Source organism: Paenibacillus artemisiicola, from assembly GCF_017652985.1.
Lineage (GTDB): Bacteria > Bacillota > Bacilli > Paenibacillales > Paenibacillaceae > Paenibacillus_Z > Paenibacillus_Z artemisiicola.
The window spans coordinates 1-26,763 of record NZ_JAGGDJ010000038.1; the positions used below are offsets into that span (position 1 = coordinate 1).

Here is a 26,763-nt window from a genome sequence, read left to right on the forward strand (position 1 = left end):
CAGCGTGCCGGCCGACGGCGAGGCCGCGGAAGCCGGCGCGCCCTTCGGCGCTTCGCCGTCCGACGGGGCCGGCCGCGGCGCGCCGGAGCCGGCCGAAGCCGCGCCGGCCGAAGAGTCGCTTCCGGCCGACGAAGACTACACCGTCGCGGGCCATTTTCTCCGCCTGCTGCACGGCAGGCACGCTTCGATCCGCGACCGGCGCGTGTTCGACGTCTCGCTCACGCTGTACGCGGAGCACGAGTTCAACGCGTCCACGTTCGCCGCGCGCGTGACGGCGTCGACGCTGTCGAACTTCCACGCGTGCGTCGCGACGGGGATCGGCACGCTGCGCGGCAACCTGCACGGCGGCGCCAACGAAGCCGTGATGGAGCTGATCGAGCGGTTCAAGACGCCGGAGGAAGCGGCGGAGGCGACGCGGGAGCGGCTGGCCGGGAAGCAGCTGATCATGGGCTTCGGCCACCGGGTGTACCGCGTGTCCGATCCGCGCTCCGACATCATCAAGAAATGGTCGGAGACGCTCTCCTTCTGGTCGCCGGACGGCCATCTCTATTCCGTGTCCGAGGCGGTCGAAGCCGTGATGCGGGAGGAGAAGTCGCTGTTCCCGAACCTGGATTTCTACAGCGCGACCGCGTACCGTTTCATGGGCATTCCGACCGCGATGTTCACGCCGATTTTCGTCATCGCGCGGCTCTCCGGCTGGACCGCCCATATTCTCGAGCAGCGCCGGAACAACCGGATCATCCGGCCGACGGCCGCCTACAACGGGCCGGAGCCCAGGCCCTGGCCGGACCTGCACGAACGGCGCTAGCACGCAAGCGAACGAAAGCGAGGCGATCCGATCATGTCTTACGAAACGAACGTCAGGCCCGAGCCGGACCAGCTGCTCGTCGACATCGCCGATTACGCGGCGAACTACCGCGTCCGCAGCGAGGCGGCCTACGAGACGGCGCGCTTGTGCCTGACGGATACGCTGGGCTGCGGCATCCTGGCCCTGAATTACCCGGCCTGCACGAAGCTGCTCGGTCCCGTCGTGCCCGGCGCGGAGCTGGAGGGCGGCGTCCGGGTGCCGGGGACGTCCTACAGCCTCGATCCCGTGACGGCGGCGTTCAACATCGGCGCGATGATCCGTTGGCTGGATTATAACGATACGTGGCTGGCGGCGGAGTGGGGTCACCCGTCCGACAATCTCGGCGCCGTGCTCGCCGCCGCCGATTACGTCAGCCGGCGCAACGACGCCGCGGGCAAGCCGCCGCTCGCGATGCGCGACGTGCTGACGGCGATGATCAAGGCGCACGAGATTCAGGGCGTGCTCGCCTTGAGCAACAGCTTCAACCGGGTCGGGCTCGATCACGTCATCCTCGTCAAGGTGGCGTCGGCCGCCGTCATCACCGGCCTGCTCGGCGGCACGCGGGACGATATCGTCGGCGCGCTGTCGCACGCGTGGCTCGACGGGCATCCGCTGCGCGTCTACCGCCACGCCCCGAACACGGGCTCGCGCAAGTCGTGGGCCGCCGGCGACGCGGCCGGCCGCGCCGTGCAGCTCGCGCTGCTGACGCTGCGCGGGGAGATGGGCTACCCCTCCGCCGTCACGGCCAAGGGCTGGGGCTTTAGCGACGCGCTGTTCCGGGGGAACGCGGTCACGCTCGAGCGCCCGTTCGGCTCGTACGTGATGGAGAACGTCCTGTTCAAGGTCGCCTTCCCCGCCGAATTCCACGCCCAGACCGCGGTGGAAAGCGCCATCCGGCTTCACCCGCTGGTGGCCGGCCGGCTGGACGACGTCGCGCGGATCGTCATCTCGACGCACGAGTCGGCCATCCGCATCATCGACAAGACCGGCCCGCTGCACAACCCGGCCGACCGCGACCACTGCCTCCAATACATGACCGCCGTGGGGCTGCTGCACGGCCGGCTGACCGCCGACGACTACGAGGACGAAGCGGCGGCGGATCCCCGGCTCGACCGGCTGCGCGGCTTGATGAAGGTGACGGAGAACGCGCAGTTCTCGCGCGACTACCTGGATCCCGACAAGCGGTCCATCGCGAACGCCGTGCAGGTGTTCTTCCGCGACGGCAGCATGACGGAGCAGGCGGTCACCGAATATCCGGTCGGCCACAAGCGCCGCAGGGAGGAAGCCGTCCCGCTGCTGAAGCGCAAATTCGAAGCGAACCTGGCGACCCGGTACGACGAAGAACGGACGCGGCGCATCGTGCGGCTGTGCGGCGACGCGCGCGAGCTCGACGCCATGCCCGTTCACCGGTTCATGGACCTGCTCGCGGACTGAAGGCGAAGCCTCCTGCCGTCTGGCGGTTTTCGCCGCATCTTCGCATCGCCGCGCGGTCGCCACAGGCGCCACAAGCGCCCGCATTTCGTTTGGAGGCCTTCGGGCCTCCTTTTTGCCGTGGCGCCGCGGCTTGAACGTGGACCGTCGCCCGCGGAATTCTTCGCGCGCGCGATTCTGTGCTATGATGGCTAGAAGAGCGACGAACGGCGTTCGAACGAGGAGGCGGGCATCGCGCATGGGACATTCGATATTCAATCCCGATCGGCCTTACGGTGCCGATCCCGATTTGCAACTGCTGTACTGGGGGAAGGAGAAGTGCCCGCCGGGGCATTCCGTCGGCCCGGGCATCCGGGAATGCTACAAGGTCCATTTCGTGCACGACGGGTTCGGCACGGTCACCGTCGGGGAGCGGACGCACCGGCTGTCGGCCGGCGAGGCGTTCCTCATCTACCCGCATATCGTGACGCATTACGAGGCGGACCGGGAGGCGCCGTGGACGTATTCGTGGATCGCCTTCCAAGGCGCGCAGGCGGGCGCGATGCTGGCGGAGACGAGCCTGTCCCCGGAGCGTCCGGCGTTTCCGATGGATCTGAAGCTGATGCCGGGACTGTACGACGCGCTGTGCGGCGTGCTGGCCCGAGGGGGAGCGGCCGGCCTGCGCCTCACCGCCCTGCTGTACGAGTTCATGTTCGCGCTGACGGAAGCGGCGCCGGCGTCGGCGCAGGCGGCCAAGCCGCCGCTGCGCAAGCAGGACGGCTACGTGCACCGCAGCATCGACTTCATCCATGCCCACTACGGCGAGAACATTACCGTCACCCAGCTGGCCGCGCATATCGGGCTGGACCGCAAATACTTCTCCGTGCTGTTCAAGGAGGCGCTCGGCATACCGCCGCAGCAGTATTTGCTTCACTACCGCATGGACAAGGCGTGCGGCCTGCTCGGAAGCGGGGCGTACACCGTCGGCGAGGTGGCCCGTTCGGTCGGCTACCAGGACGCGCTGCTGTTCTCGAAAATGTTCAAAAAAACGAAGGGTTCTTCCCCGAAGCAGTTTCTTCCGCCGCCGTAAATCCGCCTTCATCCCATATTCTTCAGCCTTGCTGACATTGGCCGGGCTCCCGTCATCCTTTAAGATGGACAAGAACCCACCATAAGGAGGAGACGGCAATGACCTACTTGGCTGAACCGAACCGATACGACACGATGACATACAACCGCTCCGGCCGGAGTGGCCTGCGCCTGCCCGCGATTTCGCTCGGGCTGTGGCATAACTTCGGCGGCATCAACGCGCTGGAGACGCAGCGCGCGATGGCGAGGCGGGCGTTCGACCTCGGCATCACCCATTTCGACCTCGCGAACAATTACGGCCCGCCCCCGGGCTCGGCCGAAGAGAATTTCGGCGCGCTGCTGAAGCAGGACCTCGCGCCGTACCGGGACGAGCTGATCATCTCCACGAAGGCCGGCTATTACATGTGGCCGGGACCTTACGGCGAGTGGGGCTCGAAGAAGAACCTCGTCGCGAGCCTCGACCAGAGCCTGAAGCGGATGGGGCTGGCGTACGTCGATATTTTCTACCACCACCGTCCTGATCCGGACACGCCGCTCGAGGAGACGATGGCCGCGCTCGATCTCATCGTCCGCCAGGGCAAGGCGCTGTACGTCGGGCTGTCCAACTATTCGGCGGAGCAGACCCGCGAAGCGTCGCGCATCCTGAAGTCGCTCGGCACGCCGTGCCTCATCCATCAGCCGAACTACTCGATGTTCTCGCGCTGGATCGAGGAGGGGCTGCAGGACGTGCTGGCCGAGGAGGGCATCGGCACGATCGCGTTCTCGCCGCTCGCCGGCGGCATGCTGACGGACCGGTATTTGAACGGCATCGCGGCGGATTCGCGCGCGGCCGGCCCGTCGGTCTTCATGCGGCCGGAGCACGTGACCGAGGAGCGCCTCGCGAAGGTGCGCCGGCTGGACGAGCTGGCCAAGGCCCGCGGCCAGAAAATGTCGCAGCTCGCGCTTGCCTGGGTGCTCCGCGGCGGCCGCGTCACTTCCGCGCTGATCGGCGCGAGCAAGGTCGGCCAGATCGAGGACGCCGTCGGCGCGCTCGAAGCGCCGCCGCTCACGGCGGAGGAGCTGGCGCGGATCGAGGCGATCCTGAAGGGCTGACGACCGGCGCCGGCCGTATCGCATCCCGCGAAACCCGCATGACCCGCAAGACCCGCAAGACGGACCCCGGAAAGAGGGTGCCGCCTTGCGGGTTTTTGTGCTTTAATAGAGTTCATTCGTCGATGACGTCGCTGGCCATACGCATCCGGAGAAGACCTGACGATGATCATTCCGGGCGGCGCCCGAGGCGGTGAAGGCGCGCCGTTCGCTATTCGGGAGGTTTTATCTTGCTGCACGAACGAAAGCGGTTCCATTTCGACAATCTGTACTTTCTGAATCCGAAGCAGTACGAGTTCTTCACCCTGTATCAAATCGGCGACCTGTGCTGCGATTCGGGCTATCAGCTGCGGGAGCATACGCAGGTGTGCTACGAGATCAGCTACGTCATGTCGGGTAAGGGCTGGTTCTCGACCGACGGCGCGCGAAGCGACGTGGAGGCCGGGGACGTGTACATCAACATTCCCGGCGAGGCGCACGCGGGAGGCGCCGACGCCAAGGAGCCTTTCCGTTACTTCTACTTGGGGTTCCTGTTCAACCTGCAGCCGGAGAACGGCTATCGGGAAAACGTCGAGAGTCCTTTCATCCACATTCAGAAAATGATGGACAAGCGGGAGACGCCCCTCGCGAAGGACCGTTTGGATATGCAGCATACGTTCCTGAGCGCGCTCCGGGAATTCCGCAGCCTCTCGCACTATTCGCAGGTGATGACGCAAACGTATTTGAACCAATTGATCGTGCTCATGTACCGCAACTTCTTCTCCGACTGGGACAGCGCCTACCACGCCGAACCGGGGGACGGCGCGACCGGCGGCATCGTCTACGACGCCATCAGCTACATCGATACCCACATGCTGACGATGAAGGACCTGGCCGAAGTGTCGCGGGAGCTCGGGTACAGCTATTCCTATCTGTCCCATCTGTTCACCGAGGAGACGGGCATCAGCCTGCGCAACTTTTACTCGCAGAAGCGGCTGCAAAAGATCATCGAGCTGATGAAATCGCGGACGTGCAGCATTACCGAGATCGCCTCGACCATGCAGTATCAATCCATCCACTCCTTCAGCCGGGCGTTCAAGAAAGCCGTCGGCTTATCCCCCACCGAATACATCCGCCTCTACGTCAAGGACGAACGGGATCAGGCTTGACGATGGCGCGCCTCCGCCCCTTTCGCGCTTGCCGAGGGGGCTTTTTTTTGCCGGCTGTCCCGTCCCGTACCGAGCCGGCGATCTAAAAAAGAGACAACAGTTTTAAGCATGTATGGTTAAATACAGCCCACCTCCGTTCAGGTAAAATCGCCTTAGCAGCGCAAGTTAAGCGAAGGAGAGGGGATGGGTATGACAACCGGTAAACGATTGGCCTCGATCGCAGTGGCAGGAAGCCTGGTCGCCGCATTGGCGGCCTGCAGCGGCGGCAGCGCCGGGAAGGACGACGCGTCCGGCCCCGGCCAAGCGCCGGCAAACGGGAACGCCGGCGGGACGGATGCGCCGCCGAAAGCCGTCACCTTGAATTTCTGGACCATCTCGCTCAGTCCGAACTTCGACGACTACATCAACGAACGGATCAAGACGTACCAGGACGCGCATCCGGGCATTACCGTCAAGTGGACCGATCTGCCTTACGGCTCCATGGAAAACAAGCTGCTGACCTCCATCGCCGGCGGCAACTCCCCGGACGTCGTCAATCTGAACACCGGCATGACGCTGACGCTCGCCGCGAAGAACGCGCTCGTCGATCTGAACAAGGAAGCGACGGAGGAGCAGCGCGCGATCTATTTCCCCGACCTCTACGATTCCACCAAGCTCGGCGACAGCGCGTACGCGTTCCCGTGGTACTTCGGCTTATCCGTGTTCATGTACAACAAGCAAATCTACGAGGCGGCGGGACTCGACCCGAACAAGCCGCCCGTCACGCTGGACGAATTGAAGCAGCAGGCGGTGCAAATCAAGCAGAAGACCGGCAAATACGGCTTCACGCTCGTCTCCAATCCGCCGGCGGACCTGTACTTCGCGGGCGTGCCGATGATCAGCGAGGACAAGAAGACGATCATCCTGAACACGCCCGAAGCGCTGGCGTGGGCGAAATGGAACAAGGCGCTGTACGACGAAGGCGTCATTCCGAAGGACAGCGTGGGGGCCGACGCCAACTACGCGACCGACAAGTACCAGGCCGGCCAGATCGCGACGCTGACGACCGGCGCGAATTTCCTGAACCGCGTCAAGCAGAACGCGAAGGACGTGTTCGATAACACGCTCGTGGCCAAGATGCCGGCGAAGAAGGAAGGCGGCAATTACCAGGCCAGCCTGATGGACGTCGTCGTGCCGACGATGAGCAAGAACCATAAGGAAGCGATCGACTTCGCCAACTACATCACGAACGACGAATCCCAGCTGGCCTTTTGCAAAATCGTCAACATCCTGCCGTCCACGAAGAAGGCGGCCGCCGATCCGTTCTTCACGCAGGCCGGCGACGATCCGGAATCCAAGGCGAAGGTGATCGCCGCTTCGATGGTCGGGCAGGCGAAGGACTTCACGCTCGGCATCAAGGACGAGTCGAAGGTGCTCGATCCGCTGTGGAAAGGCTGGACCAAGATGATGCTGGGCCAGCAGTCGCCGGAGGACATGCTGAAGCAGGCCGAGCAGGACATGCAGAAGCAGCTCGATGCCGTGAACGCGGACAATTAGGCGGCAACGCCGCGGAGGAAGGCGCGCGCTTCTCCTCCCGGGCGCCCGGCGTAAGGGGGATTCATCGTGGCATCGTCGTTATCCAAACAGCAGCGGCGGCGGGCCGGGTTCGCTTATCTGATGATCGCGCCCGGCGTCCTGCTGCTCGTCGTCTTTACCTTCTACCCGATCGTGTACGGCCTTCCGCTCGCGTTCACGAATTATTCGGCGCTCGACGCGACGAAGTGGATCGGGCTGAGCAATTTCCGGCGCGCGTTCGCCGATCCGGACTTCTATACGGCGCTCCGCAACTCGCTGCTGTACGTCGTCGTCGTGCCGGTGATCCAGCTGCTCGCGATTCTGATGGCCGTGCTGGTCAATACGAAGCTGAAATTCGTCGGTTTTTTCCGGGTGGCGTATTTCGTTCCCGTCGTCACGTCCATGGTCGCGGCGGCGATCGCGTGGAAGTGGATGTACGAGGAGCAGGGCATTCTGAACTATATCCTGCGCAGCCTCGGTCTCATTCGCCACGACATCGCGTTCATGGTGGAGCCGAAGCTGGCGCTGGGCGGCGTCATGCTCGTAACGATCTGGAAGGGCCTCGGTTATTACATGATGATCTACCTGGCCGGCCTGCAGTCCATTCCGGGCGAGCTGCAGGAGGCGGCCCGAATCGACGGCGCGAACCGCTGGCAGGTCGTCCGCCGGATCACGATTCCGCTGCTCATGCCGTTCGTGCTGCTCTGCTCGCTGCTCTCGGTCATGGGCGCGATCCGGGTGTTCGACGAAATCTTCGTCATGCACGGGCCGAAGGGAGATCCGATCGATTCCACGCTGGTCGCGAGCGTGTATACGTACAAGGTGGCGTTCCAGGATTTCGACTTCGGCTACGCCGCGGCCATCGGGCTCGTCGTCGCCGTGATCATTCTGGCGTTCTCCCTGGTCCTGTTCCGGTACACGCGGAAGGGAGGCTTGACCTATTATGAGTAACGGCGCTTTGGGGCGCGGAGGCGGCAGCGCGCGTTCGCGGCGGCCGGCCGGCATCGGGCTCAAGAAAGCCGCGTCCGCGATCGTCCTGTACGGGCTGCTGCTCGCCGTCGCGCTCGTCTGCCTGGGTCCGTTCCTGTGGCTGCTGTCGACCTCGCTCAAGGTGAACGCGAACGTGTACGCCTTCCCGCCCCAGCTGATTCCGCGGCCGGTCAATTTTCAAAATTTCGCCGACGTGTTCCGGATCATGCCGCTCTGGACGTACATCAAGAACACCGTGTTCATGACGCTGCTCGGCGTCGGGCTGAACGTCGTCATCTGCACGATGACCGCTTACCCGCTGGCGCGCATCGCCTTCCCGGCGCGGAGCGTCGTGTTCTACGCCATCGTCAGCACCATGATTCTCCCGAACGCGGCCGGCATGATCGTCAATTTCATCATCATTCAGAAGCTGCACCTGTACAATACGCTCCTGGGCGTCGTGCTCCCGTCGGCGGTCAGCGTGTTCAATATTTTCCTGCTGCGGCAGGCGTTCATCACCATACCGAACGACATCGAGCATTCCGGCCGCATCGACGGCGCGAGCGAATTCCGCATTTTCTGGAACCTGATGGTTCCGATGGTCCGATCCGCGGTCGCGACGGTCGTCATCTTCGACTTCATGGCCTTCTGGAACAGCATGATCTGGCCGATCATCGTACTGGACGACAAGGAGAAATACCCGCTCGCCGCGGCGCTGCAATATTTGCAGGGCAACCTGTCCTATAATTTCCCGTACATCGCGGCCGGCACGATCATATCCGTCATTCCGATCCTGATCATCTTCCTTGTCCTGCAGAAGCAGTTCATCAACGGCATGGTCGGAGCGGTCAAAGGATAGCGCAAGCTGTAGAAGCGAGGCGGTCAAGGGATAGAAGCGTACGCGGGAACCATATTCGAACGAAACGAGGGATAACCATGACGACGCGCAAACTCTTGCTGGCGTTATCGGCCGGGCTGCTCGGCGCAAGCACTGCCTACGCGGCCCAAACGACGGTTCCGGTCGCTTCGCTGCAGCCGGCCGTGCATCTCGAGAAGCCGCAGCTGACGGCGACGGGCGGCAAGCTCCTGCTCAGCGATTCGCCGGAAACGTTCTCGGCGGCCGGGGCGTTCTACCGGGACGCGGCCGAAGGCGAATTCCGCGTATTCTGGCATCACCAGAACGCGTCGGCGCAGCCCGTGGAGGTCGGGGTCGCGATCACGAACACGTCCGCGGCGCCGGTGAAGCTGTCGACCAAGGGCGCGGGCATCGCCGCGAACGTGTACGTGGACGTGGCCGGTCAGGACGCGCTGGTCGGCTTCATGCGGACGCAGAACGCGCTGACGCCGGCGGCGACGCTCGCGCCGGGCGAGAGCTATTATTTGACGGCGCCGACGGCGCCCGGCATCACGAACAGCGGCATCGTTCAATTCGTCGCGGCCTCGGCGGCCGGCGGCGCGCCCGCGCGGGTCACGGCGACCGTGCTGAGCTTCGCCGAGAAGCCCGTCCATCCGGAGCAGGTCGCGGTCCTTCCCGAAGATTCGCATACGCGGGGGACGTTTCCGCATTTCGACCGGACCGGGACCATCCGGTACGACACGTCGCTCGGCAACGCCTACCTGCGCATCGATTCCGCCGCTTACGGGCAATGGAGCGACGCCCTGCCCGGCGAATACGAGGACGGCTACGACGCGGTGGACGGCGGCAAGACGGTCGTCAATAACGGCAACTACGGCGTATTCTACCGCCTGTCCGCCGAGATCGCCAACAGCTTCCATCATCCCCGCACCGTCGGCTTATACCTCAACCCGTCGGGCGGCTACGGCCATTACGCGGTCAAATGGAACAAGACGATCTACCAATCCGAGTATCTCACGTACGAGAACGCCTGGAACATCGCGAACTTCAAGCTGAACCCGAACGGCGGCTCGTACAAGGCCGAGATGAGCCTGACCGGCGGGGCGGCCGGGCCGCAGGTCGTCTATTTCACGAATCAAGCGAAATGAAGCTAGGAGGCTTGCCCGATGACCGAAGAGCTGCATGCCGATCTCGTCATTATCGGCGGCGGGACCGGCGGCTGCGCGGCCGCGCTGGCCGCCGCCAAAATGGGGTTGACGGTGATCATGACGGAAGAAACGCCATGGATCGGCGGCCAATTGACGAGTCAGGCCGTGCCGCCCGACGAACACCCGTGGATCGAACAGTTCGGCTGCACGAGGAGCTACCGCCGGTTCCGCGACGGCGTGCGGCAGTATTACCGCGATTATTTTCCGCTCACGCCCGAAGCCCGGGCGAACGTGCAGCTCAATCCGGGCAACGGCTGGGTGAGCCGGCTGTGCCATGAGCCGCGCGCGGCGCTCGCCGTGCTGCGCAACCTGCTGGCCCCGTACGTGCACGGCGGCCGCGTGACGATTCTGGACCGCTGCCGCGCCGAATCGGCCCGGACCGCCGGGGACGACGTCGCGTCGGTCACGGTACGCGGCGGCGGCTTGCAGGATCGCGCGGAGCTGGTCGCGCCGTATTTCCTCGACGCGACCGAATGCGGCGACCTGCTGCCGCTGGCCGGGGTCGAATACGTGACGGGCGCGGAATCGCAGCGCCAGACCGGCGAACCCCACGCCTTGGAAGGCGATCCGCAGCCCGCGGACATGCAGGCGTTCACGTACTGCTTCGCCATGGACTATCTCGAGGGCGAAGACCACACGATCGCCAAGCCCGGCCAGTATGCGTTCTGGCGGGACTACCGCGCGGACTTCTGGCCGGACCGGCAGCTCAGCTGGACCGGCGTCAAGCCCGCGACGCTGGAGCCCGTCCGCTACGACCTGTTTCCGGATAAGGACTGGATGTCGCTGTTCGGCTACCGGCGAATCGTCGACCGGGGCAATTTCGCCCCCGGCACCTACCGCGGCGACATTACGCTCGTGAACTGGCCGCAAAACGATTACTGGCTCGGCTCCGTCATCGACGTCGGCGAAGCGGAGAAGGCGCGCCACCTGGAGGCCGCGAAGCAGCTGAGCCTGTCGCTGCTGTATTGGATGCAAACGGAGGCGCCGCGGCCGGACGGCAAGCAGGGTTACCCGGGCTTACGCCTGCGGAAGGACGTCGTCGGCACCGCGGACGGACTCGCGATGGCGCCGTACATCCGGGAATCGCGCCGCATCAAGGCCGAATTCACGGTCGTGGAGCAGCATCTGAGCACGGAATGCCGCGGCACGGAGGAGGCGGAGCCTTTCCTCGATTCCGTCGGCCTCGGCTGCTACCGGATCGATCTGCACCCGAGCACGGGGCTGCGCCATTACATCGACATCTCCAGCCTGCCGTTCCAGATTCCGCTCGGCAGCCTGATTCCCGTGCGCGTCGGCAATCTGCTGCCCGCCTGCAAGAACATCGGCGTCACCCATATTACGAACGGCTGCTACCGGCTTCATCCCGTCGAATGGAATATCGGGGAGGCGGCGGGCTATCTGGCGGCGTTTTGCTTGCGGCGCGGCAAGCGTCCCCGGGAGGTGCGCAACCGTCCGGAGCTGCTCGGGGAGTTCCAGCAGCTGCTGGCGCGGGAAGGCATCGAGCTCGCCTGGCCCGAGTCGCACCCGGTCTAGCAAGCCGAAATCACGAGAATCGAGGTGTCAGGCATGACGAACAAGCTGCGGATCGGCGTCATCGGCGCCGGATCCATCTCGGACCAGCATCTGAACGCGTACCGGCGCAATCCGCGCGCGGAGCTCGCCGCCGTGTGCGACAAGAACGCGGACCGGGCGCGGGAGAAGGCGGAGAAGCACGGCGTCCCGCGCGCGTATGCGGACTACCGCGAATTGCTGGCGAATCCCGGCATCGACGCGGTCAGCGTCTGTACCTGGAACGATTCCCACGCGGAGATCAGCATCGCCGCGCTGGAAGCGGGCAAGCACGTCCTCTGCGAGAAGCCGCTGTGCACAACGGTCGAAGAAGCGCTGCGCGTGGAGCAAGCGGCCAAGCGCAGCGGGAAAACGCTGCAGGTCGGCTTCGTCCGGCGCTACGGCGCCAACACGCGGATCGTGAAGGCCATGGCGGACCGCGGGGAATTCGGCGAGCTGTATTACGCCAAGGCCTCGTGCATCCGGCGCCTGGGCAATCCCGGCGGCTGGTTCGCGGACAAGGAGCGCTCCGGCGGCGGCCCGCTGATCGACGTGGGCGTTCACGTCATCGATCTGTGCTGGTATTTGATGGGCCGTCCCAAGGCGAAGTCGGTCAGCGGCAATACGTACGCGAAGCTGGGCAACCGCGCCAACGTGCAAAACCTGGCCTATTACAAGTCGTCGGACTACGATCCGGCGCTGAACACGGTGGAGGACCTGGCCAACGCGCTCATCCGGTTCGAGAACGGCGCCTCGCTGCTGGTCGACGTCAGCTTCGCGCTGCATGCCAAGGAAGACGAGCTGTCGGTGAAGCTGTACGGGGAGAAAGGCGGCGTCGAGCTGGAGCCGGCGCTGACGTTCGTGACGGAGCGCTGCGACACGATCTTGAACATGACGCCCCAGATCGATCATTTGTCGTTCGACTTCGCCTCGGGGTTCCGGGACGAGATCGATCATTTCGTCGAGGCATGCCGCGGCGGCGAACCGACGTTAAGTCCGGTCGAGGACGGCGTGGAGATGATGAAGATCCTGTGCGGCATCTATGAATCGGCCGAGAAGGGGGAGGAAATCCGGCTATAGCGGATGCGGACATGAAAACAATCGGATTTGTGGACGATTATCTGGACGAGTGGCATGCCAACCGGTACCCGGCGTGGATCGAGGAAGCCTCCGGCGGCCGGTTGAAGGTCGCGTACGCGTACGGCCGGAGGGACGCGGACCGCGGCCTTTCCAACGCGGCGTGGTGCGAGAAGAACGGCATCGCGCTGCTGGCTTCCATCGAAGAAGTAGCGGACAAAAGCGACGGATTGGTCGTGCTGGCGCCGGACCATCCGGAGCTTCACGAGGCGCTGGCCCTGCCGTGCCTGCGCTCGGGCAAGCCGACGTACGTCGACAAGACGTTCGCCCCCGACCGCCGGACGGCGGAGGCGTTGTTCGAAGCCGCCCGCGCGCACGGGACGCCCGTTTATTCGGCGTCCGCGCTGCGGTTCGCGGCGGAATACGCCGAGGCCGACAAGACGGACATCGAAGTCCTGTGCAGCGTCGGGCCGGGGGATTACGGCAATTACGCGGTTCATCAGCTCGAGCCGATCGTGGCGCTCATGGGACGCGACGCGACGCGCCTCATGTACATCGGCACGCCGGATGCGCCGGCGCTGCTCATCCGGTTCGCGGACGGGAGGCAGGCCGCGGTCCATCAGCTCGGCCGGGACTGCCCGTTCGGCATCGCGGTGCGGCGCTCGTCGGGCGGCACGACGGTGTTGAAGCCCGAATCGGACTATTTTCGAGCCTTCGTCCGGCAGCTGGTCGCGTTCTTCGAGACCGGCGCGCCGGGCGTGGAGCCGGCCGACACGATCGCGATCGTGACCCTGCTCGAATACGGCCGGATCGCCGCCCGGACACCGTACGAATGGGTCGAACTGCCGGCGTCCGGGTAGCTTCGCGGTTCTGCGGCACGCTGCCGGACCGCTGCGATCCGATGCCGCGCGCTGGCGTTCGAAGCCGCGGCGATCGGGCGCGGGCAGGTTACGCTTGATTGACTTCAGGGCTCCCCCGTCGGGGGAGCCCTTTGCGCTGTGCGCGCCGGCCTCCGGCTTCTACTCCACGATCGCTTCCGCCTCGATCTCCACGAGCAGCCGCGGATCGATCAACGCCCGGACCTCCACCATCGTCGCCGCCGGGCGGATGTCTTTGAAAAACTCCCCGTGCGCGCGGCCGATCTCCTCCCATTGCGAGATATCCGTCACGAACATCCGCGTGCGCACGACATGATTCATGTCGGCGCCCAGCTCGCGGAGCGCCCGCTCGATCGTCTGCAGAGCGAATTGGGTCTGCTCGTACGGGCTGCCTTCGCCGACGACCTCGCCGTCCTTCATCGCGGTCGTGCCCGCCACCTCGATCCGCCCGCCGACGCGCACGGCGCGGCAGTAGCCGACGACCGGTTCCCAGGGCGAGCCGGTGAATACTTGACGTTTGTTCATGCGCTTCACTCCGTTTCATTTCGATGCTGGGTTCGGTGTTTATTATACGGGGCGCGCCCGGGATTTTGAAGACCCCTTGCCGCCGTCACGGTCTTCTGGTAGATTAGGTATTGCCTAATATAATTAAGCGTTGCCTAAATAACTTGTCCGACGAAAAAGGAGGTTCGCTGCCATGCTCGCATGGATGCTGCGTCAAATCATGGCGGAGCGGGGCATATGGTCCGGCGCCGCGCTGGCCCGGCTGCTGAAGGAGAAGGCGGACTACGAGCTGTCCGCGCCGTCGATCAGCGCGCTCCTGAACGCGCCGCCGAAGCAGATGAAGGCGGAGACGATGGACGCCTTGTGCACGGCGCTGTCCTGCACGCCCGGGGACTTGTGGGTCCACACGCCGACGTATACGAAGGGTGCCTGACGGCTTGGCGTCGGACGCGGTACGGGACGGATCGAACGCAGATGCAGGACTGAAAGCGGATCGAAAGCGGCCTGAGTGACAACGAGGCAGAACGAAGCAGATGGAAAGTTGAAAGAAAGCAGAATGAGACACAACGAACGGAAATTGCGCGGGAACGGGCAATAGATCGCAAGGAAAGGAAGCGAGACGATGGCGGAAAAAACGATTCTCCCGTTCGGCGATCCCGTCCTTCGGAAGCTCGCGCGTCCGGTCGACGGGCTGGGACCGCGCGTCCTCAAGCTGCTGGACGACATGCGGGATACGCTGTACGCCGCGGAGGGCCGAGCCGGGCTGGCCGCGCCGCAGATCGGCATTTTGCGCCGGGTCGCCGTCATGGATTGCGGGGACGGGCTGATCGAGCTCATCAACCCGGAAATTCTCGAAGCGTCCGGCGAGCAGACGGGCGCGGAAGCGTGCTTGTCGTATCCCGGCTACCGCGGGCTCGTGACGCGGGCGTACGCCGTGAAGGTCCGCACGCTGACCCGCGCGGGCGAGACGGTCGTGCTGGAGGCGGAGGGCTATCCCGCGGTGTGCATGCAGCACGAGATCGACCATCTGAACGGCGTGCTGTTCATCGACCATGTGCGGGAGCCGTTATTGGTGCACGAAACGACGGGGCACCGGGTTCGCGTGCTGGACGCGCAGCGTTTGACGCGGGGCTAGCGGAGGAACGGCTGGCCGCGCGGCCGGCCGGCAGCCGAGCGATGGCAGCGAGGCGAGGACAAACAGAGCGAGCTGGAGCGGCGCGGCGTTTCGGATGTGTTGCCTTTAATGCAAGGCGCCTCGCGTTCTCATCCCGTTTCCCGACTGGCGATTTGCCGAGTAGCTCATTTCTGCATTTTTGGCGGCCACAGGAGCCGCTATTTTTGCTTTTGCCACCGATTCGGCGATTGAGCGGCCACACGTTCCGCTATTCGCCGAAAATCGGTCATCTATAGCGTGTTTTGTGCCCCATAACTGCACCTGTGTCCGCCAAACGCGGAAAACACGCCGAATCGCCCAAATAACGCTCCTGTGTCCGCTCCAATAGGGGAACGAAGCTAGCCTGCAGATGCCCGGACCCGGCTCCGCCGCCGGCCGGCGCCTCCCGCTCCCGCCCCAATAAAAAACGCATCTCCCCCTTGGAGATGCGTTTTTCCGTTTGTTCCGCTAGCGCAGCAAGTGATACGGCACCGTCGCGACGACGACGTCCTTCTGGTTGAACAGGTAGGCGCGCAGCAGCAGGCTGGATTGGTTATGCAGGAAGTTGTGCCACCACTGCTTCGTGATGAACTGGGGGATGAGCACCGTGATGTGGTCCGACTCCTGCGTCTTCCATTCGACGGTTTCGATGAAGCGGATCAGCGGCCGGATGAAGCTGCGGTAACTGGACCGCAGGACGATCAGGCGCACGCCGGGGTTCCATTCTTCCCACTTCTTCTCCATCCGGTCGATCTCGTCCTCGTCGAAGCCGACGTAGACCGCCACGACGTTGTCCGTCAGCGACTTCGCGTAGCTGATGGACTGCAGCACGACCTGCGTGATGCCGGCGACGGGCACGACGATCGTGCTGCCCTTGATGACGGGCTTCTCCTTCTTGATGTCGACCCGGAGCTCGTCGGCGGTATTCATGTAGTGCCGGTGGATTTTGAAGAAGACGAAGATGACGATCGGCAGGAAGATGAAGACCATCCAGATCTGCGTGAACTTCGTGAAGATGAAAATCAGCGTAATGACGAGCGTCGTCAGCATCCCGATCGTGTTAACCACGAGGCTGAACACCCAGTTGGCCGGCTTCAGCCGAATCCAGCGGATCATCATGCCGAGCTGCGACAGGGTGAACGGGATGAACACGCCGACCGCGTACAGCGGGATCAGGTTCTCCGTATCCCCGTGGAACACGATGACGAGCACCGCCGAGAAGATGCCGAGAAAGATGATGCCGTTCGAGAAGCCGAGCCGGTCGCCGCGCACCATGAAGGCGTTCGGCATGTATTTGTCCTTCGCCAGCATGAAGGCGAGCAGCGGGAAGGCGGAATACGCGGTATTCGCGGCCAGGAACAGGATCAGCGCCGTGATGCCCTGGATCGCGTAATACAGGATGCCGCGCCCGAAGGTGGCGTTGGCGATCTGCGAGACGACGGTTTCCTTCGGATTCGGCACGATGCCGTTCCAATAGGCGAGCAGGCTGATGCCGATGAACATCGCGCCGAGGATGGTGCCCATCATCATGAGCGTGATCGCGGCGTTGCGTTCCGCCGGCTTCTTGAAGTTCGGAATGGCGTTGGACACGGCTTCGACGCCCGTCAGCGCGGAACAGCCCGAGCTGAACGCCTTCAGCAGCATGAACAGGCTGATGTTGGAAACCGCCGTCCCGAGTTCCGGGATATCGCCGTTCGCGCCGTGAACGATGACTTTGAAGAGACCCGCGATAATGAGCACGAAGACGGCGGCGACGAACAGATACACGGGATAGGCGAGCACGGACGCGGACTCCCCGATGCCGCGCAGGTTCATGACCGTCAGGAACACGATCATGATGAGCGCGATGACGACCCGGTAATCGTGCAGCGCCGGGAACGCCGACGTGATCGCGTCCGTGCCGGCCGACGAGCTGACCGCGACGGTCAGAATGTAGTCGACCAGCAGCGAGCCGCCGGCGAGCAAGCCGGTCGAGATCCCGAGGTTGTCTTTGGCCACGATGTAGGCGCCGCCGCCCTTGGGATACGCGTAGATGGTTTGGCGGTACGAGAGAATCAGGATGAGCAGGAGCCCCAGGACGGCGATGGAAATCGGAATCGAATACCAGACCGCCGCGAAGCCCGCGGCCACCAGCACGAGCAGGATCTGCTCCGTACCGTAGGCGACCGACGAGAGCGCGTCGGAGGAGAGCACGGCAAGCGCCTTCAGCTTGCTCAGCTTCTCTCCCTCGAGCTCGGCGCTCTTCATCGGCCGGCCAATCAACAATCGTTTGAATCGGCTAATCATGGATGGGACCTCTTTTCTCTCCACATAAGGTAATCACTGTCTACGTTTATAATCGCTTTTAGGGTAACCGCAATGACCAGAATTCATTATAGCAGAAATAGAGCCGGTTAAAAGATGTCGGCCGGAATTAAAAGAGAGCGGTTGAACCGCCCCGTCCTGATGGTATACTTGGAAGAAAACCGCCGCCGCATCACGACGCGCGCACGCGAAAACAGGAGGAAAACCATGCCGACGGCAATCAAATGGGACGGCCACACGCACACGAAATTTTGTTACCACGGAAGCCCCGACGAATCGGAGGCCTACGTCGACCGCGCGCTCGCGCTCGGCTTCGACCGGTACACGATCAGCGAGCACCCGCCGCTGCCCGCGGAATGGATCCCGGACCTGCCGCTCATGAAGGAGCTGGCCATGCCGGCCGAGGAGCTGCCGGCTTATATGGATTACGTAACTTCCATTAAACAGAAGTATGCGGGCCGAATCGACGTCGCGATCGGCCTCGAGCTGGACTATTTGCAAGGGGCGCTGCCGTTCACGGAAGCGATCGTCGACCGGTACCTGGACAAGCTCGAGGACGTCGTCTACTCCGTGCATTACCTGCCGGGCCGGGGCGGCATGCGCTGCATCGACTTCACGCCGGACGATTTCGCGGCGAACCTGCTGTCCTACTACGGCACGATGGAGAAGGTCGTCGACGAATATTATGACCACGTGGAAGCCGCGATCGCCTGGGCGGCGAAGCTGCCGATGCGCAAGCGGATCGGGCATATCAACCTGATCGAGAAATTCGCGCAGAAGCTGCCCCCGATCGACGAGGCGCAGCTCGAGCGCAGGCTGACCGCGATCCTGCCGAAGCTCGCGGAGAGCGGCGTCGGCATCGACGTCAACACCGCGGGGCTGCGGGTGCCGACGTGCGGCAAGGCTTACGTGCCTGCCTGGTTCATGCAGGCCTGCGCCGAGCGGGGCATCCCGCTCGTCTATGGTTCCGATTCGCACAAGCCGGAGCACGTCGGGTTCGGCTACGACTGGTTCGCGGCGAACCTGCCGGACGAACGATAACGTCGCGCGCGCAGCCGTGACGTTCTTGCCGCCGCTCCGTCGGGCTTTATTTTTGCGCGCGGGGCGCATGCCGTTCGCCGTTCGCGTATAGATAAGACAAAGGGCGTCCGCGGAGACGGCCGGGTTTCTGGAACCGACTAAAAAGAAGGAATGAGGCGGCATGGCGACAACCGTACAGCAAGTTTACGACCCCGGCATTTGGCATATCAGCTATTGGGAGCTGACGATCCGCCTGGTCGCCGCGCTTGCGCTGGGCGGGCTGGTCGGATTGGAGCGCGAGCTCGGCGGTCATTCCGCGGGGTTTCGGACGCATATTCTGGTCTGCGTGGGGTCCGCCGCGATCGTGCTCTTATCCATCTACGGCTTTGCGGAATTTTCGACGGATCCCAACGTGCGGCTCGATCCGGCGCGGCTGGCGGCGCAGGTCATCAGCGGCATCGGCTTTCTCGGGGCGGGGACGATCCTGCGCACGGGCCTGACCGTGTCGGGACTGACGACGGCGGCGTCGCTCTGGGTCGTCGCGGCCATCGGCCTGACGGTCGGCGCGGGGTTCTACTACGGCTCGGCGGTGCTGACCGTGCTCGTGGTCGTCAGCCTGTTCGTCCTGAACAAGCTGGAGAAGAAATTTTCGCGGACGAAGCGAAAGCGGGATCTGGTGCTGCGCGTGAACAAGGATTCCGCCAGCCTGAGCAAGGTCGTGACCGAGCTGCACCGGCACGGCATCGGCATTAACAAAATCATCGTCGAAAACGAGGAAGCGGATACATGCGACCGCGATGACATGCTGATCGTCCGGCTGCAGCTGAAGCTCGGCCAGACGAAGCATTTCGAGGAAGTCATCGTATCGCTCGCGGCCATCGAAGGCGTCCTCGGCCTCGAAGCGGGCGTGGAATCGTTATAACGGCTTGCCGGGAACGGCAGGCGGGGGAGAGGGGAAGCGAATGAAGAAATCGTTGTATTACCGCGGGGACGGCACGTTCACGATCGTGCAGTTCACGGATCTGCACTGGCAAAACGGCGAACCGGACGACATGCTGACCCGCATGCTGATGGAACGGGTGCTCGACGCGGAGTCGCCTGATCTGGTCGTCTTTACCGGCGACGTCATCTACAGCAAGGACTGCGTCGATCCGCGGCAGTCGTTCCGCGACGCGGTCCGGACCGTCGACCGAAGGGGCATCCCGTGGGCGGCGGTGTTCGGCAACCACGACACGGAGCATCTCGTCACGCGCGGCGAGCTCATGAACGTGCAGCTGGAGCACGAGCACTGCATCGCCGAGGCCGGACCGCAGGAGCTGAGCGGAGAAGGCAACGCCGTGCTGTTCGTGCACGATCCCGAGACGGGCCGGGCGGTCAACGCCCTGTACCTGTTCGACAGCGGCAGCTATTCCGAGCTGCCGCATATCGTGGGCTACCAATGGATCCAGCGCGACCAGATCGCATGGTACGCCGCGCGGTCCGCGGCCATCGCCGCGGCGAACGGCGGCGAACCGCTGCCGTCGCTGGCGTTCTTCCATATTCCGCTGCCGGAGTACAAGCGGGTCTGGAAGAAGGAGCTGTGCTTCGGCAGCAAGCACGAAGGCGTCGCCTGCCCGCCGGTCAATTCCGGCCTGTACGCGGCCATGCTGGAGATGGGCGACGTCGTCGGCACGTTCTGCGGGCACGACCACGTGAACGATTACTGGGGCGCGCTGAACGACATCCGGCTCTGCTACGGCCGGGCGACGGGCTACCAAACGTACGGGCGGGAAGGCTTCCCGCGCGGCGCGCGCGTCATCAAGCTGCAGCGGGACGAGCGGGATTTCGCGACGTACGTGCGGCTGGACGACGGCACCGTGATCCTGGAGCCGAAGGAGCATTATCCGAAAGGCATGGATAACTAGCGGAACTTGGATGCCGCCGTCTGGAAGCCTAAGCGGCAGAAGGGCAGGAGCCTCGGCGGAAGCGCAGGCGGAAGCCGCATGCTTTCGTTGCCGAAACGTAAGGAATTGTTAACCATTTCGATAGGCGGCCGTAAGACCGGCATCTTATCCTCGTTGTTGCAGGACACAATGACGAGGAGAGATGACGGATGAACAGAAGCTTGAAGCGGGCGATCGCGCCCGCGCTGGCGCTGGCGGTCATGGTACCGGCCATGGCCTACGCGGCGGACATGAACGGGGATTCGAGTATGACGGCGAAGGTCGATTACAGCCGCGTAACCGTGGTGAAGAAGGACGGGCACGAGCTCGTGCCGCTCCGGCAAATCGCCATGTCGCTCGGGTACGGCGTGGATTGGACGAAGCAGGCCGTAGTGCTGACGCGGACGGGCATGACGGGTATGGGCATGGGCATGCAGAATTCGGACATGACCGACATGACCGACGCGTCCGGTATGAACGCGATGACGGACAGGTCGGGGATGAAGCCGCAGCCGTACGCGGTGACGCTGATGCCGGGCAGCACGCGCGTCATGGCCGGCATGGCCGCGAAGACGGCCGATTACGCGCCCGTCGTCATTATGGGCAAGACATACGTTACCAAGCCGTTCGTCGAAACGTTTTTGGCCATGACGCCTTAGCCCTTCGGCGCATCTTGGCCGGGGTAAACCGAGCGTCGGCCTGGCGGGCGGGAGAGGCGCGAAATGTCGACGAGGCGCCATCGCGCGAATCGGCGGCGAGCGCGTTATATGAAGCAAGACCGGCACCTAACGAAAGCGCCGGACGACCGTCTCCGCGGAGGCGAGGTTGTCCGGCGCTCTTCGTTTATGCTACGCTTAGAGGGACGCGCGAACAAGGAGCATGGGAATGAAACAAGTGCTGGTTACGGGATACAAAGCTTCGGAGCTGGGCATTTTCTCCGATAAGCACCCCGGCGTGGGCGTGATCAAGAAGGCGCTCAAGCAGCGGCTGCGGGCGCTCGCCGAAGAAGGGCTGGAATGGGTGATCGTGAGCGGGCAATGGGGTGTTGAGCTGTGGGCTGCAGAGGTCGCGCTGGAGCTTAGAGCTGAATATGAATCGTTGCGCCTGGCCGTCATTACGCCGTTTTTGGAGCAGGACGAGAACTGGAGCGAGCCGAAGAAAGCGGCCTATGCGGCCATTCTGGGGCAAGCGGACTACGTGAACAGCGTGTCCAAACAGAAATACGCGGGTCCTTGGCAATTCAAGGCGCGCGACCGGTTCCTGCTGGACAACACGGAGGGGCTGCTGCTCATCTACGACGAGGAGCAGGAGGGCTCGCCGCGGTTTCTGCTCGAGCTCGCGCGCAAGCATGCCGAAGTGACGCCGGATTACGGCATCATCGTCCTGAACGGGGAGGACCTGCAGAACGCCGCCGAGGAAGATCGGTTCTACGACTACGAATAAAAGGAGAGTGCAGCTATGCCTCAACTGATCATGCGGGGCGTCGACCTCGCGGAAGTCATGAAAATCAGCACGGCGCTCGTCGAGGAATTGGCGCAGATTTGCCGGTGCGGCAAGGACAACTTCACGCTCGACGTCCTGAACGCGACGTCGGTCTCGGAAGGCGCGATCGTGCCGACCTTTCCGTTCGTCGAGGTGGCCTGGTTCGACCGCGGCCGGGAGGTGCAGGACGCGGTCGCGACCGCGATCACGAACCATCTCCTGACGACGGGCATCCCCGAGGTCGAGGTCGCCTTCAAGGTGTACCGGGAGACGCATTACTACGCCAACGGCCAGCCGTTCATGGTCAAGGCCGGCCCTCCGGTGTTCGACTGATCCGCTGACGGCGGAAGAGACGGGGCGGCACGCCCTGCTCCCGCTTGAACAGCGTGCTGAACTGCGCGTCGCTCGAGAAGCCGCAGGCTTCCGCGATGGCCGTGACGGTAAGCGCGCTATGCTGCAGCAGATGGCTTGCCCGCTGGATGCGCCGGTTCAGCAGGTAAGCGATCGGCGAGCGGCCGAACTTCCGCTTGAACAAATGACGGAAATGATGATAGCTGTACCCCGACATCGCCGCGAGCTCCTCGACGGTGATTTTTTCGTTATAATGCTCGTCGATGAACGCGCGCGCGTACTGCAGATGGTCGTCCGCTTCTTTGGATGCGGCGACGTCGGCGTTCCGCTTGTGCTCGATGACGATGAGGCCGAGCAAATAATTGAGCTTGTCCGGGTAATACGGCCGCTGCTCCTGCATTTCTTGCAGCATCGCGCGCAGCAGCTTCTCCACGGGCCGGTCGGCCCCGTCCTCGTGCAGGCCCTCCCGCAGCCCCCCGTCGGTGCCGGTCAGCCGAAAGCCGACGCAGACGACCTCGGTATCCGCGAGCCGCCGCTCGTCGTGCAGCGTCCCCGCGGCCATGACGGCGTAGGTGCCGGGCGCATAAGCATGCGCATCGTCCAGAATCCGGGTCGTGCCGCCGCCCATGCCGTAATAGACGAGCTCGCAGCACGAATGCGCGTGCATCGGCATGTAGGTGCCTGCCTGCCGGACCGCCTGAAACATGAACTCCATCTGCGCGTGCATCGGACGCCTCCCCCCTTCGTTACAGCCATATCATGCAAACAATCAGCCATTTCGTAAAGCCGCGGCCGCCCGCGTTCGGTGTAGAATAACCATGACAACACGATACGGCCCGCCTAGCATAACCAAATCATATAAGAATACCGGCGGACCGGCAAGCAGGACGGGACGCTGTCCAAAAACGCCCGAGAGGATGAACGGCCCATCATGGTTCACTACCCGGCAATCTCCGAACAGAAGCGGGTCCAGCGACTCGCGCACCCGCGGCGCAAGGTCCGCATGGTGCTCGACACGGACACCTATAACGAAATCGACGACCAGTTCGCCGTCATCTACGCGCTGAAGTCGCCGGAAGCCGTCGCGGTCGAGGCGTTCTACGCCGCGCCGTTCTTCAACGAGCTGTCGAGCGGCCCGAAGGACGGCATGGAGAAGAGCTACAACGAGCTGCGCCGCATCGCCGGCATCGTGCCGGAAATGGCCGGCATTCCGATTCACCGCGGTTCCGAAGGCTACCTGCCCGGCGCGGACGAGCCGGTCGACAGCGAAGCGGCGCGCGATCTCGTGGCGCGGGCGATGGCCTCGTCCGAGGACGACCCGCTCTACGTGCTCGCGATCGGCGCGATCACGAACGTCGCGTCCGCCATTCTGCTGGAGCCGCGGATCATCGAGCGGATCGTGGTGATCTGGCTGGGCGGCCATGCTCTGCATTGGCCGGACACGCGGGAATTCAACCTGTACCAGGACGTGCCGGCCGCCCGCGTCGTGCTGGACAGCGGGGTGCCGCTCGTGCTCATCCCGTGCATGGGCGTGACCACCCATCTGCGTACGACGCTGGCCGAGATCGAAGCGTACGTGAAGGACAAGGGCCCGATCGGCCGGTATTTGTACGAAACCTATCGGAATTGCAGCCCGGACCATGTCGGCTATTCCCGCGTGATCTGGGACATGACGACGGTGGCCTACCTGGTCAACGACGAATACCTGCCGAGCTCGCTCGTCCACAGCCCCGTGCTGTCGGACGACGGCCGCTGGAGCATGGACAAGACCCGCCATTTGATCCGGTACGTGGATTACGTCGAGCGCGACGGCGTATTCAAGGATCTGTTCCGCAAGCTGGAAGGCTGACGCCGGCACGCGAGGGCTGCGAGCGCGGCGCGAATAGACCGTTACGGCCGGAGGCTTCCCGGCCGGAACGGTCTTTTTTCGGAGCGGGCGGCTTCGAGACCGTGCATCGGGATCAAAGGCGCTTCTCGAGCTCGATTTCGTCGCGAACGGGGACCTTCTGGCGCCCCATTTTTTTGCCGGTTCCGCATCCGCGCGGCCGCTTTCGCGTATATACAGCGTGCGAAACGCGAGAGGAGCGATGGACGATGGCGGAATACGGACCGGACCGGTTGGCGGAAGCGAAGGAACGGATGCATCGGCTGGAGAAGGCGCAGCGGCGGCAGGAGCAGCTGCGCGGCCGGCTGCGGGAGAAGGAGAAGCAGATCGTCGAGCTGGAAATGAAGCTGGAGGCGGAGCAGGCGGACGTGGAGAAGCTGACGCGGATGTCGCTCGCGAACCTGTTCCATACGCTGCTGCGCAGCAAGGAGGAGCAGCTCGAGCTGGAACGCCAGCAGGCGCTCGCCGCCGCGCTGAACCTGCAGGAGGCCAGGCAGGCGCAGGAGCGGCTGAAGGCCGATATCGTGGACGCCGGCGACGAGCTCGCGGCGTGCGCGAACGCGGAGGTCGAGTACGCCCGGCTGCTGGCCGAGAGGGAAGCGCTGCTGCGGACGTCCGCGTACGCTACCGAGCTGGCCGAGATGGACGCGCAGATCGCCGACCGGTCGCTCGCGGCGAAGGAGCTGAAGGAGGCGCTGACGGCCGGCCGGCGCGTGATGACGTCGCTCGAGGACGCCTCGCACAGCCTCGAGAAAGCCGAAGGCTGGGGCAATTGGGACCTGTGGGGCGGCGGCGGGGTCATCAGCACGCATATGAAGCACGAGCACGTCGACGCCGCCAAGACGTCCATGAACAATGCCAACCATTTGATGCGGAGCTTCCGCGACGAGCTCGCGGACCTGGACCGGACCGTCGACGTCGGGATCGACATCAGCGGCATGCTGAAGTTCGGGGATTATTGGTTCGACGGCCTCATTACGGACTGGATCGTGCAGAAGCGGATCCAGGAGGCGCAGAACCAGACGCTGGGCGCGCTCGGCGAGGTGCGCGCCGTCGTGAACCGGCTGCAGTCGGAATTCGCGGCCGCGGATGCCGCGCTGCAGGGCAGCCGGACGAAGCGCGTCGCCTGGATCGAAGCGCAGCGGCCGTAGCGGCCGGCGGCGTACCGCCGTGCCTGCTTCTTAGCGCTTAGTGCCGCTGCTAATGCAAGGCGGTACGTCGTACCCCGTGCCGGCGCCTCATGCGCCAAACAGCAAAAGACTGACTGTCCCCGGCCGAGCGGTACTAGCCCCTGCAAGCAGGCATTCCATAAAACCTTCACGGAATCATGGAGCAGCAATCTTTTTGTGCACGAGTAACGAAGGCGGGTGAGCGAAATACTCTCGCCTTGCTTATAGAGATAAGGCGAGGATTTCGCGAGGTAAAAATGAAAACGGGGCCCAAAGGCTCCGTCTTCCTTGCTAGGACTGGCTTGTGGCCCAGCCGCCCATCACGAAGCATATTTGGAAACCCTCGACCAAGTTCGTTCACGGGTAAACAACCCTCTTGGCGAAAATAAGACAGTGAATAGTTGTCCTTTCTCCGGCCACTCGACATGAACATGGCCATCGTAGGGAAGACTACCGTGGAGAGACTCGCCTCTAACGTTATTCGTTTTATACAAACTGTGATAAAATTCATTTGTCGCCTTTCGGTTAGGCGGATACCGAGTTCGAACAAAAGTAAACACAAAGGGCGTGTCGAGTTGTCGAAACTCCAAGAAATTATAACGATTTCCAGAAAAATTATTTATTATAAGGGCTACCAAGCTACGTCGATCAGCGATATCATGGACGAGGCTCACATCGGAAAAGGCCAGTTCTATCACTACTTTTCGTCCAAGCGCGACCTCGGCCTGGCCGTTGTCGATGATTTGGTCAAGGAATGGGACAGGGATGTATTCGAAGGCATTTTCGCTGCCGATCTTGACCCAATCGTGAAATTAAATAAAATGCTGGACAGGACGTTGACCATCCATACGGACGAAGAGTCGGGTTGTCCCGCGGGGAACCTTGCCATCGAGATGAGCGAACACGACGAGACGTTTCGGCTTAAAGTCCACTATATATTCGATCGCTGGATTTCGTCGATCGAAGGCGCGCTGAGCGAGCTGAAAACACGGGGGCATCTAACGTCGGACTTCGATGCCAAACAGCATGCGCAAGCCATCGTATCGATGATCGAAGGCGCCATTTTACTGAAGAAAAGCCAGAAAGAAGTCGGCTTCCTCACGAACGCCATCGCGACCATTCGCGCGCAATATCGGCTTTCATGAGAACCGATCGCTTCCGTTTTTTTCCGTTGCGCGAAAGAAGCGTTTTTGTTATGATCACTCTGTACCGAATGGTAGGTACAACAATATACACGATCACGAAGGGGGGCTGCCGAGAAGCGGCGATCTTTTTTTCTCTATAATGTACCGACCGGTAG

General features: G+C 63.3%; 26 protein-coding genes. 23 read left to right on the plus strand and 3 right to left on the minus strand.

The features are described 5' to 3' along the window. From I8J29_RS26155 to I8J29_RS26210, 12 genes are all read left to right on the plus strand, one after another. A partial coding sequence (locus I8J29_RS26155; RefSeq protein ID WP_276316339.1) for a citrate/2-methylcitrate synthase occupies nucleotides 1-808 on the plus strand: 808 nt, incomplete at its 5' end. Between the two features lie 33 nt (nucleotides 809-841). Beyond that, a complete protein-coding gene (locus tag I8J29_RS26160; protein ID WP_240546508.1) occupies nucleotides 842-2,281 on the plus strand; it encodes a bifunctional 2-methylcitrate dehydratase/aconitate hydratase in 1,440 nt (479 codons plus the stop codon). A 235-nt stretch (nucleotides 2,282-2,516) separates the two neighbouring features. Further along, nucleotides 2,517-3,347, plus strand: a complete 831-nt coding sequence (locus I8J29_RS26165) for an AraC family transcriptional regulator (protein WP_208850315.1) — start codon at nucleotides 2,517-2,519, stop codon at nucleotides 3,345-3,347. Between the two features lie 98 nt (nucleotides 3,348-3,445). Next, the gene (gene mgrA, locus I8J29_RS26170; protein ID WP_208850316.1) at nucleotides 3,446-4,438 is read left to right on the plus strand and encodes an L-glyceraldehyde 3-phosphate reductase; all 993 of its coding nucleotides are present in this window, start codon (nucleotides 3,446-3,448) and stop codon (nucleotides 4,436-4,438) included. Nucleotides 4,439-4,665: 227 nt separating this feature from the next. Then, on the plus strand, nucleotides 4,666-5,583 hold the full coding sequence (locus tag I8J29_RS26175) for an AraC family transcriptional regulator (protein WP_208850317.1): 918 nt from the start codon (nucleotides 4,666-4,668) through the stop codon (nucleotides 5,581-5,583). 189 nt (nucleotides 5,584-5,772) lie between these two features. Continuing rightward, nucleotides 5,773-7,119, plus strand: coding sequence for an ABC transporter substrate-binding protein (locus tag I8J29_RS26180; RefSeq protein ID WP_208850318.1), 1,347 nt, complete (start codon nucleotides 5,773-5,775; stop codon nucleotides 7,117-7,119). A gap of 66 nt (nucleotides 7,120-7,185) precedes the next feature. Beyond that, complete coding sequence (locus I8J29_RS26185; protein ID WP_338113288.1) at nucleotides 7,186-8,088, plus strand: carbohydrate ABC transporter permease; 903 nt, start codon at nucleotides 7,186-7,188, stop codon at nucleotides 8,086-8,088. Then, nucleotides 8,081-8,965 carry a carbohydrate ABC transporter permease gene (locus I8J29_RS26190; RefSeq protein WP_208850319.1) on the plus strand — a complete coding sequence of 295 codons (885 nt, stop codon included), beginning with the start codon at nucleotides 8,081-8,083 and terminating at the stop codon, nucleotides 8,963-8,965. The genes I8J29_RS26185 and I8J29_RS26190 overlap by 8 nt, the downstream gene beginning before the upstream one ends. A gap of 77 nt (nucleotides 8,966-9,042) precedes the next feature. Continuing rightward, nucleotides 9,043-10,110, plus strand: coding sequence for a hypothetical protein (locus I8J29_RS26195; protein ID WP_208850320.1), 1,068 nt, complete (start codon nucleotides 9,043-9,045; stop codon nucleotides 10,108-10,110). Between the two features lie 18 nt (nucleotides 10,111-10,128). Further along, complete coding sequence (locus tag I8J29_RS26200) at nucleotides 10,129-11,703, plus strand: FAD-dependent oxidoreductase (protein WP_208850321.1); 1,575 nt, start codon at nucleotides 10,129-10,131, stop codon at nucleotides 11,701-11,703. A 33-nt stretch (nucleotides 11,704-11,736) separates the two neighbouring features. Beyond that, entirely contained in the window at nucleotides 11,737-12,798 is a 1,062-nt protein-coding gene (locus I8J29_RS26205; protein ID WP_208850322.1) for a Gfo/Idh/MocA family protein, read from the plus strand. An 11-nt stretch (nucleotides 12,799-12,809) separates the two neighbouring features. Then, nucleotides 12,810-13,655 (plus strand): Gfo/Idh/MocA family oxidoreductase, encoded by an 846-nt coding sequence (locus I8J29_RS26210; protein WP_208850323.1) that lies wholly within the window; start codon nucleotides 12,810-12,812, stop codon nucleotides 13,653-13,655. 159 nt (nucleotides 13,656-13,814) lie between these two features. Here I8J29_RS26210 and I8J29_RS26215 read toward each other — a convergent pair whose 3' ends face one another. Continuing rightward, on the minus strand, nucleotides 13,815-14,198 hold the full coding sequence (locus I8J29_RS26215) for a RidA family protein (RefSeq protein ID WP_208850324.1): 384 nt from the start codon (nucleotides 14,196-14,198) through the stop codon (nucleotides 13,815-13,817). A 172-nt stretch (nucleotides 14,199-14,370) separates the two neighbouring features. Between I8J29_RS26215 and I8J29_RS26220 the strand changes: the two genes are divergently transcribed. Together I8J29_RS26220 and def are read left to right on the plus strand one after the other, a co-directional pair. Continuing rightward, a complete protein-coding gene (locus tag I8J29_RS26220) occupies nucleotides 14,371-14,610 on the plus strand; it encodes a helix-turn-helix domain-containing protein (protein ID WP_208850325.1) in 240 nt (79 codons plus the stop codon). A 189-nt stretch (nucleotides 14,611-14,799) separates the two neighbouring features. Beyond that, nucleotides 14,800-15,312 carry a peptide deformylase gene (def, locus tag I8J29_RS26225; RefSeq protein WP_208850326.1) on the plus strand — a complete coding sequence of 171 codons (513 nt, stop codon included), beginning with the start codon at nucleotides 14,800-14,802 and terminating at the stop codon, nucleotides 15,310-15,312. A gap of 486 nt (nucleotides 15,313-15,798) precedes the next feature. Here def and I8J29_RS26230 read toward each other — a convergent pair whose 3' ends face one another. Next, entirely contained in the window at nucleotides 15,799-17,616 is a 1,818-nt protein-coding gene (locus tag I8J29_RS26230) for an APC family permease (RefSeq protein ID WP_208850327.1), read from the minus strand. 225 nt (nucleotides 17,617-17,841) lie between these two features. Between I8J29_RS26230 and hisJ the strand changes: the two genes are divergently transcribed. The 6 genes from hisJ to I8J29_RS26260 all read left to right on the plus strand — a co-directional run bounded on the left by hisJ (nucleotide 17,842) and on the right by I8J29_RS26260 (nucleotide 22,391). Beyond that, nucleotides 17,842-18,675, plus strand: coding sequence for a histidinol-phosphatase HisJ (hisJ, locus tag I8J29_RS26235; protein WP_208850328.1), 834 nt, complete (start codon nucleotides 17,842-17,844; stop codon nucleotides 18,673-18,675). A gap of 160 nt (nucleotides 18,676-18,835) precedes the next feature. Beyond that, nucleotides 18,836-19,576, plus strand: a complete 741-nt coding sequence (locus tag I8J29_RS26240) for an MgtC/SapB family protein (RefSeq protein WP_208850329.1) — start codon at nucleotides 18,836-18,838, stop codon at nucleotides 19,574-19,576. Nucleotides 19,577-19,616: 40 nt separating this feature from the next. Continuing rightward, complete coding sequence (locus I8J29_RS26245; protein ID WP_208850330.1) at nucleotides 19,617-20,558, plus strand: metallophosphoesterase family protein; 942 nt, start codon at nucleotides 19,617-19,619, stop codon at nucleotides 20,556-20,558. Nucleotides 20,559-20,746: 188 nt separating this feature from the next. Beyond that, a complete protein-coding gene (locus I8J29_RS26250; RefSeq protein ID WP_208850331.1) occupies nucleotides 20,747-21,235 on the plus strand; it encodes a stalk domain-containing protein in 489 nt (162 codons plus the stop codon). Between the two features lie 226 nt (nucleotides 21,236-21,461). Continuing rightward, the gene (locus I8J29_RS26255; RefSeq protein ID WP_208850332.1) at nucleotides 21,462-22,019 is read left to right on the plus strand and encodes an SLOG family protein; all 558 of its coding nucleotides are present in this window, start codon (nucleotides 21,462-21,464) and stop codon (nucleotides 22,017-22,019) included. A 15-nt stretch (nucleotides 22,020-22,034) separates the two neighbouring features. Next, nucleotides 22,035-22,391 carry a DUF1904 family protein gene (locus I8J29_RS26260; RefSeq protein ID WP_090645008.1) on the plus strand — a complete coding sequence of 119 codons (357 nt, stop codon included), beginning with the start codon at nucleotides 22,035-22,037 and terminating at the stop codon, nucleotides 22,389-22,391. On the opposite strand, the gene I8J29_RS26265 is transcribed toward I8J29_RS26260, so the two are convergent. Further along, on the minus strand, nucleotides 22,363-23,136 hold the full coding sequence (locus I8J29_RS26265; protein WP_208850333.1) for an AraC family transcriptional regulator: 774 nt from the start codon (nucleotides 23,134-23,136) through the stop codon (nucleotides 22,363-22,365). The two genes, I8J29_RS26260 and I8J29_RS26265, sit on opposite strands and share 29 nt — an antisense overlap. A gap of 204 nt (nucleotides 23,137-23,340) precedes the next feature. Between I8J29_RS26265 and I8J29_RS26270 the strand changes: the two genes are divergently transcribed. From I8J29_RS26270 to I8J29_RS26280, 3 genes are all read left to right on the plus strand, one after another. Further along, nucleotides 23,341-24,258, plus strand: coding sequence for a nucleoside hydrolase (locus I8J29_RS26270; RefSeq protein ID WP_208850334.1), 918 nt, complete (start codon nucleotides 23,341-23,343; stop codon nucleotides 24,256-24,258). Nucleotides 24,259-24,503: 245 nt separating this feature from the next. Further along, the gene (locus I8J29_RS26275) at nucleotides 24,504-25,445 is read left to right on the plus strand and encodes a hypothetical protein (protein WP_208850335.1); all 942 of its coding nucleotides are present in this window, start codon (nucleotides 24,504-24,506) and stop codon (nucleotides 25,443-25,445) included. A 593-nt stretch (nucleotides 25,446-26,038) separates the two neighbouring features. Then, the gene (locus I8J29_RS26280; RefSeq protein WP_208850336.1) at nucleotides 26,039-26,608 is read left to right on the plus strand and encodes a TetR/AcrR family transcriptional regulator; all 570 of its coding nucleotides are present in this window, start codon (nucleotides 26,039-26,041) and stop codon (nucleotides 26,606-26,608) included. Nucleotides 26,609-26,763 lie beyond the last annotated feature (155 nt).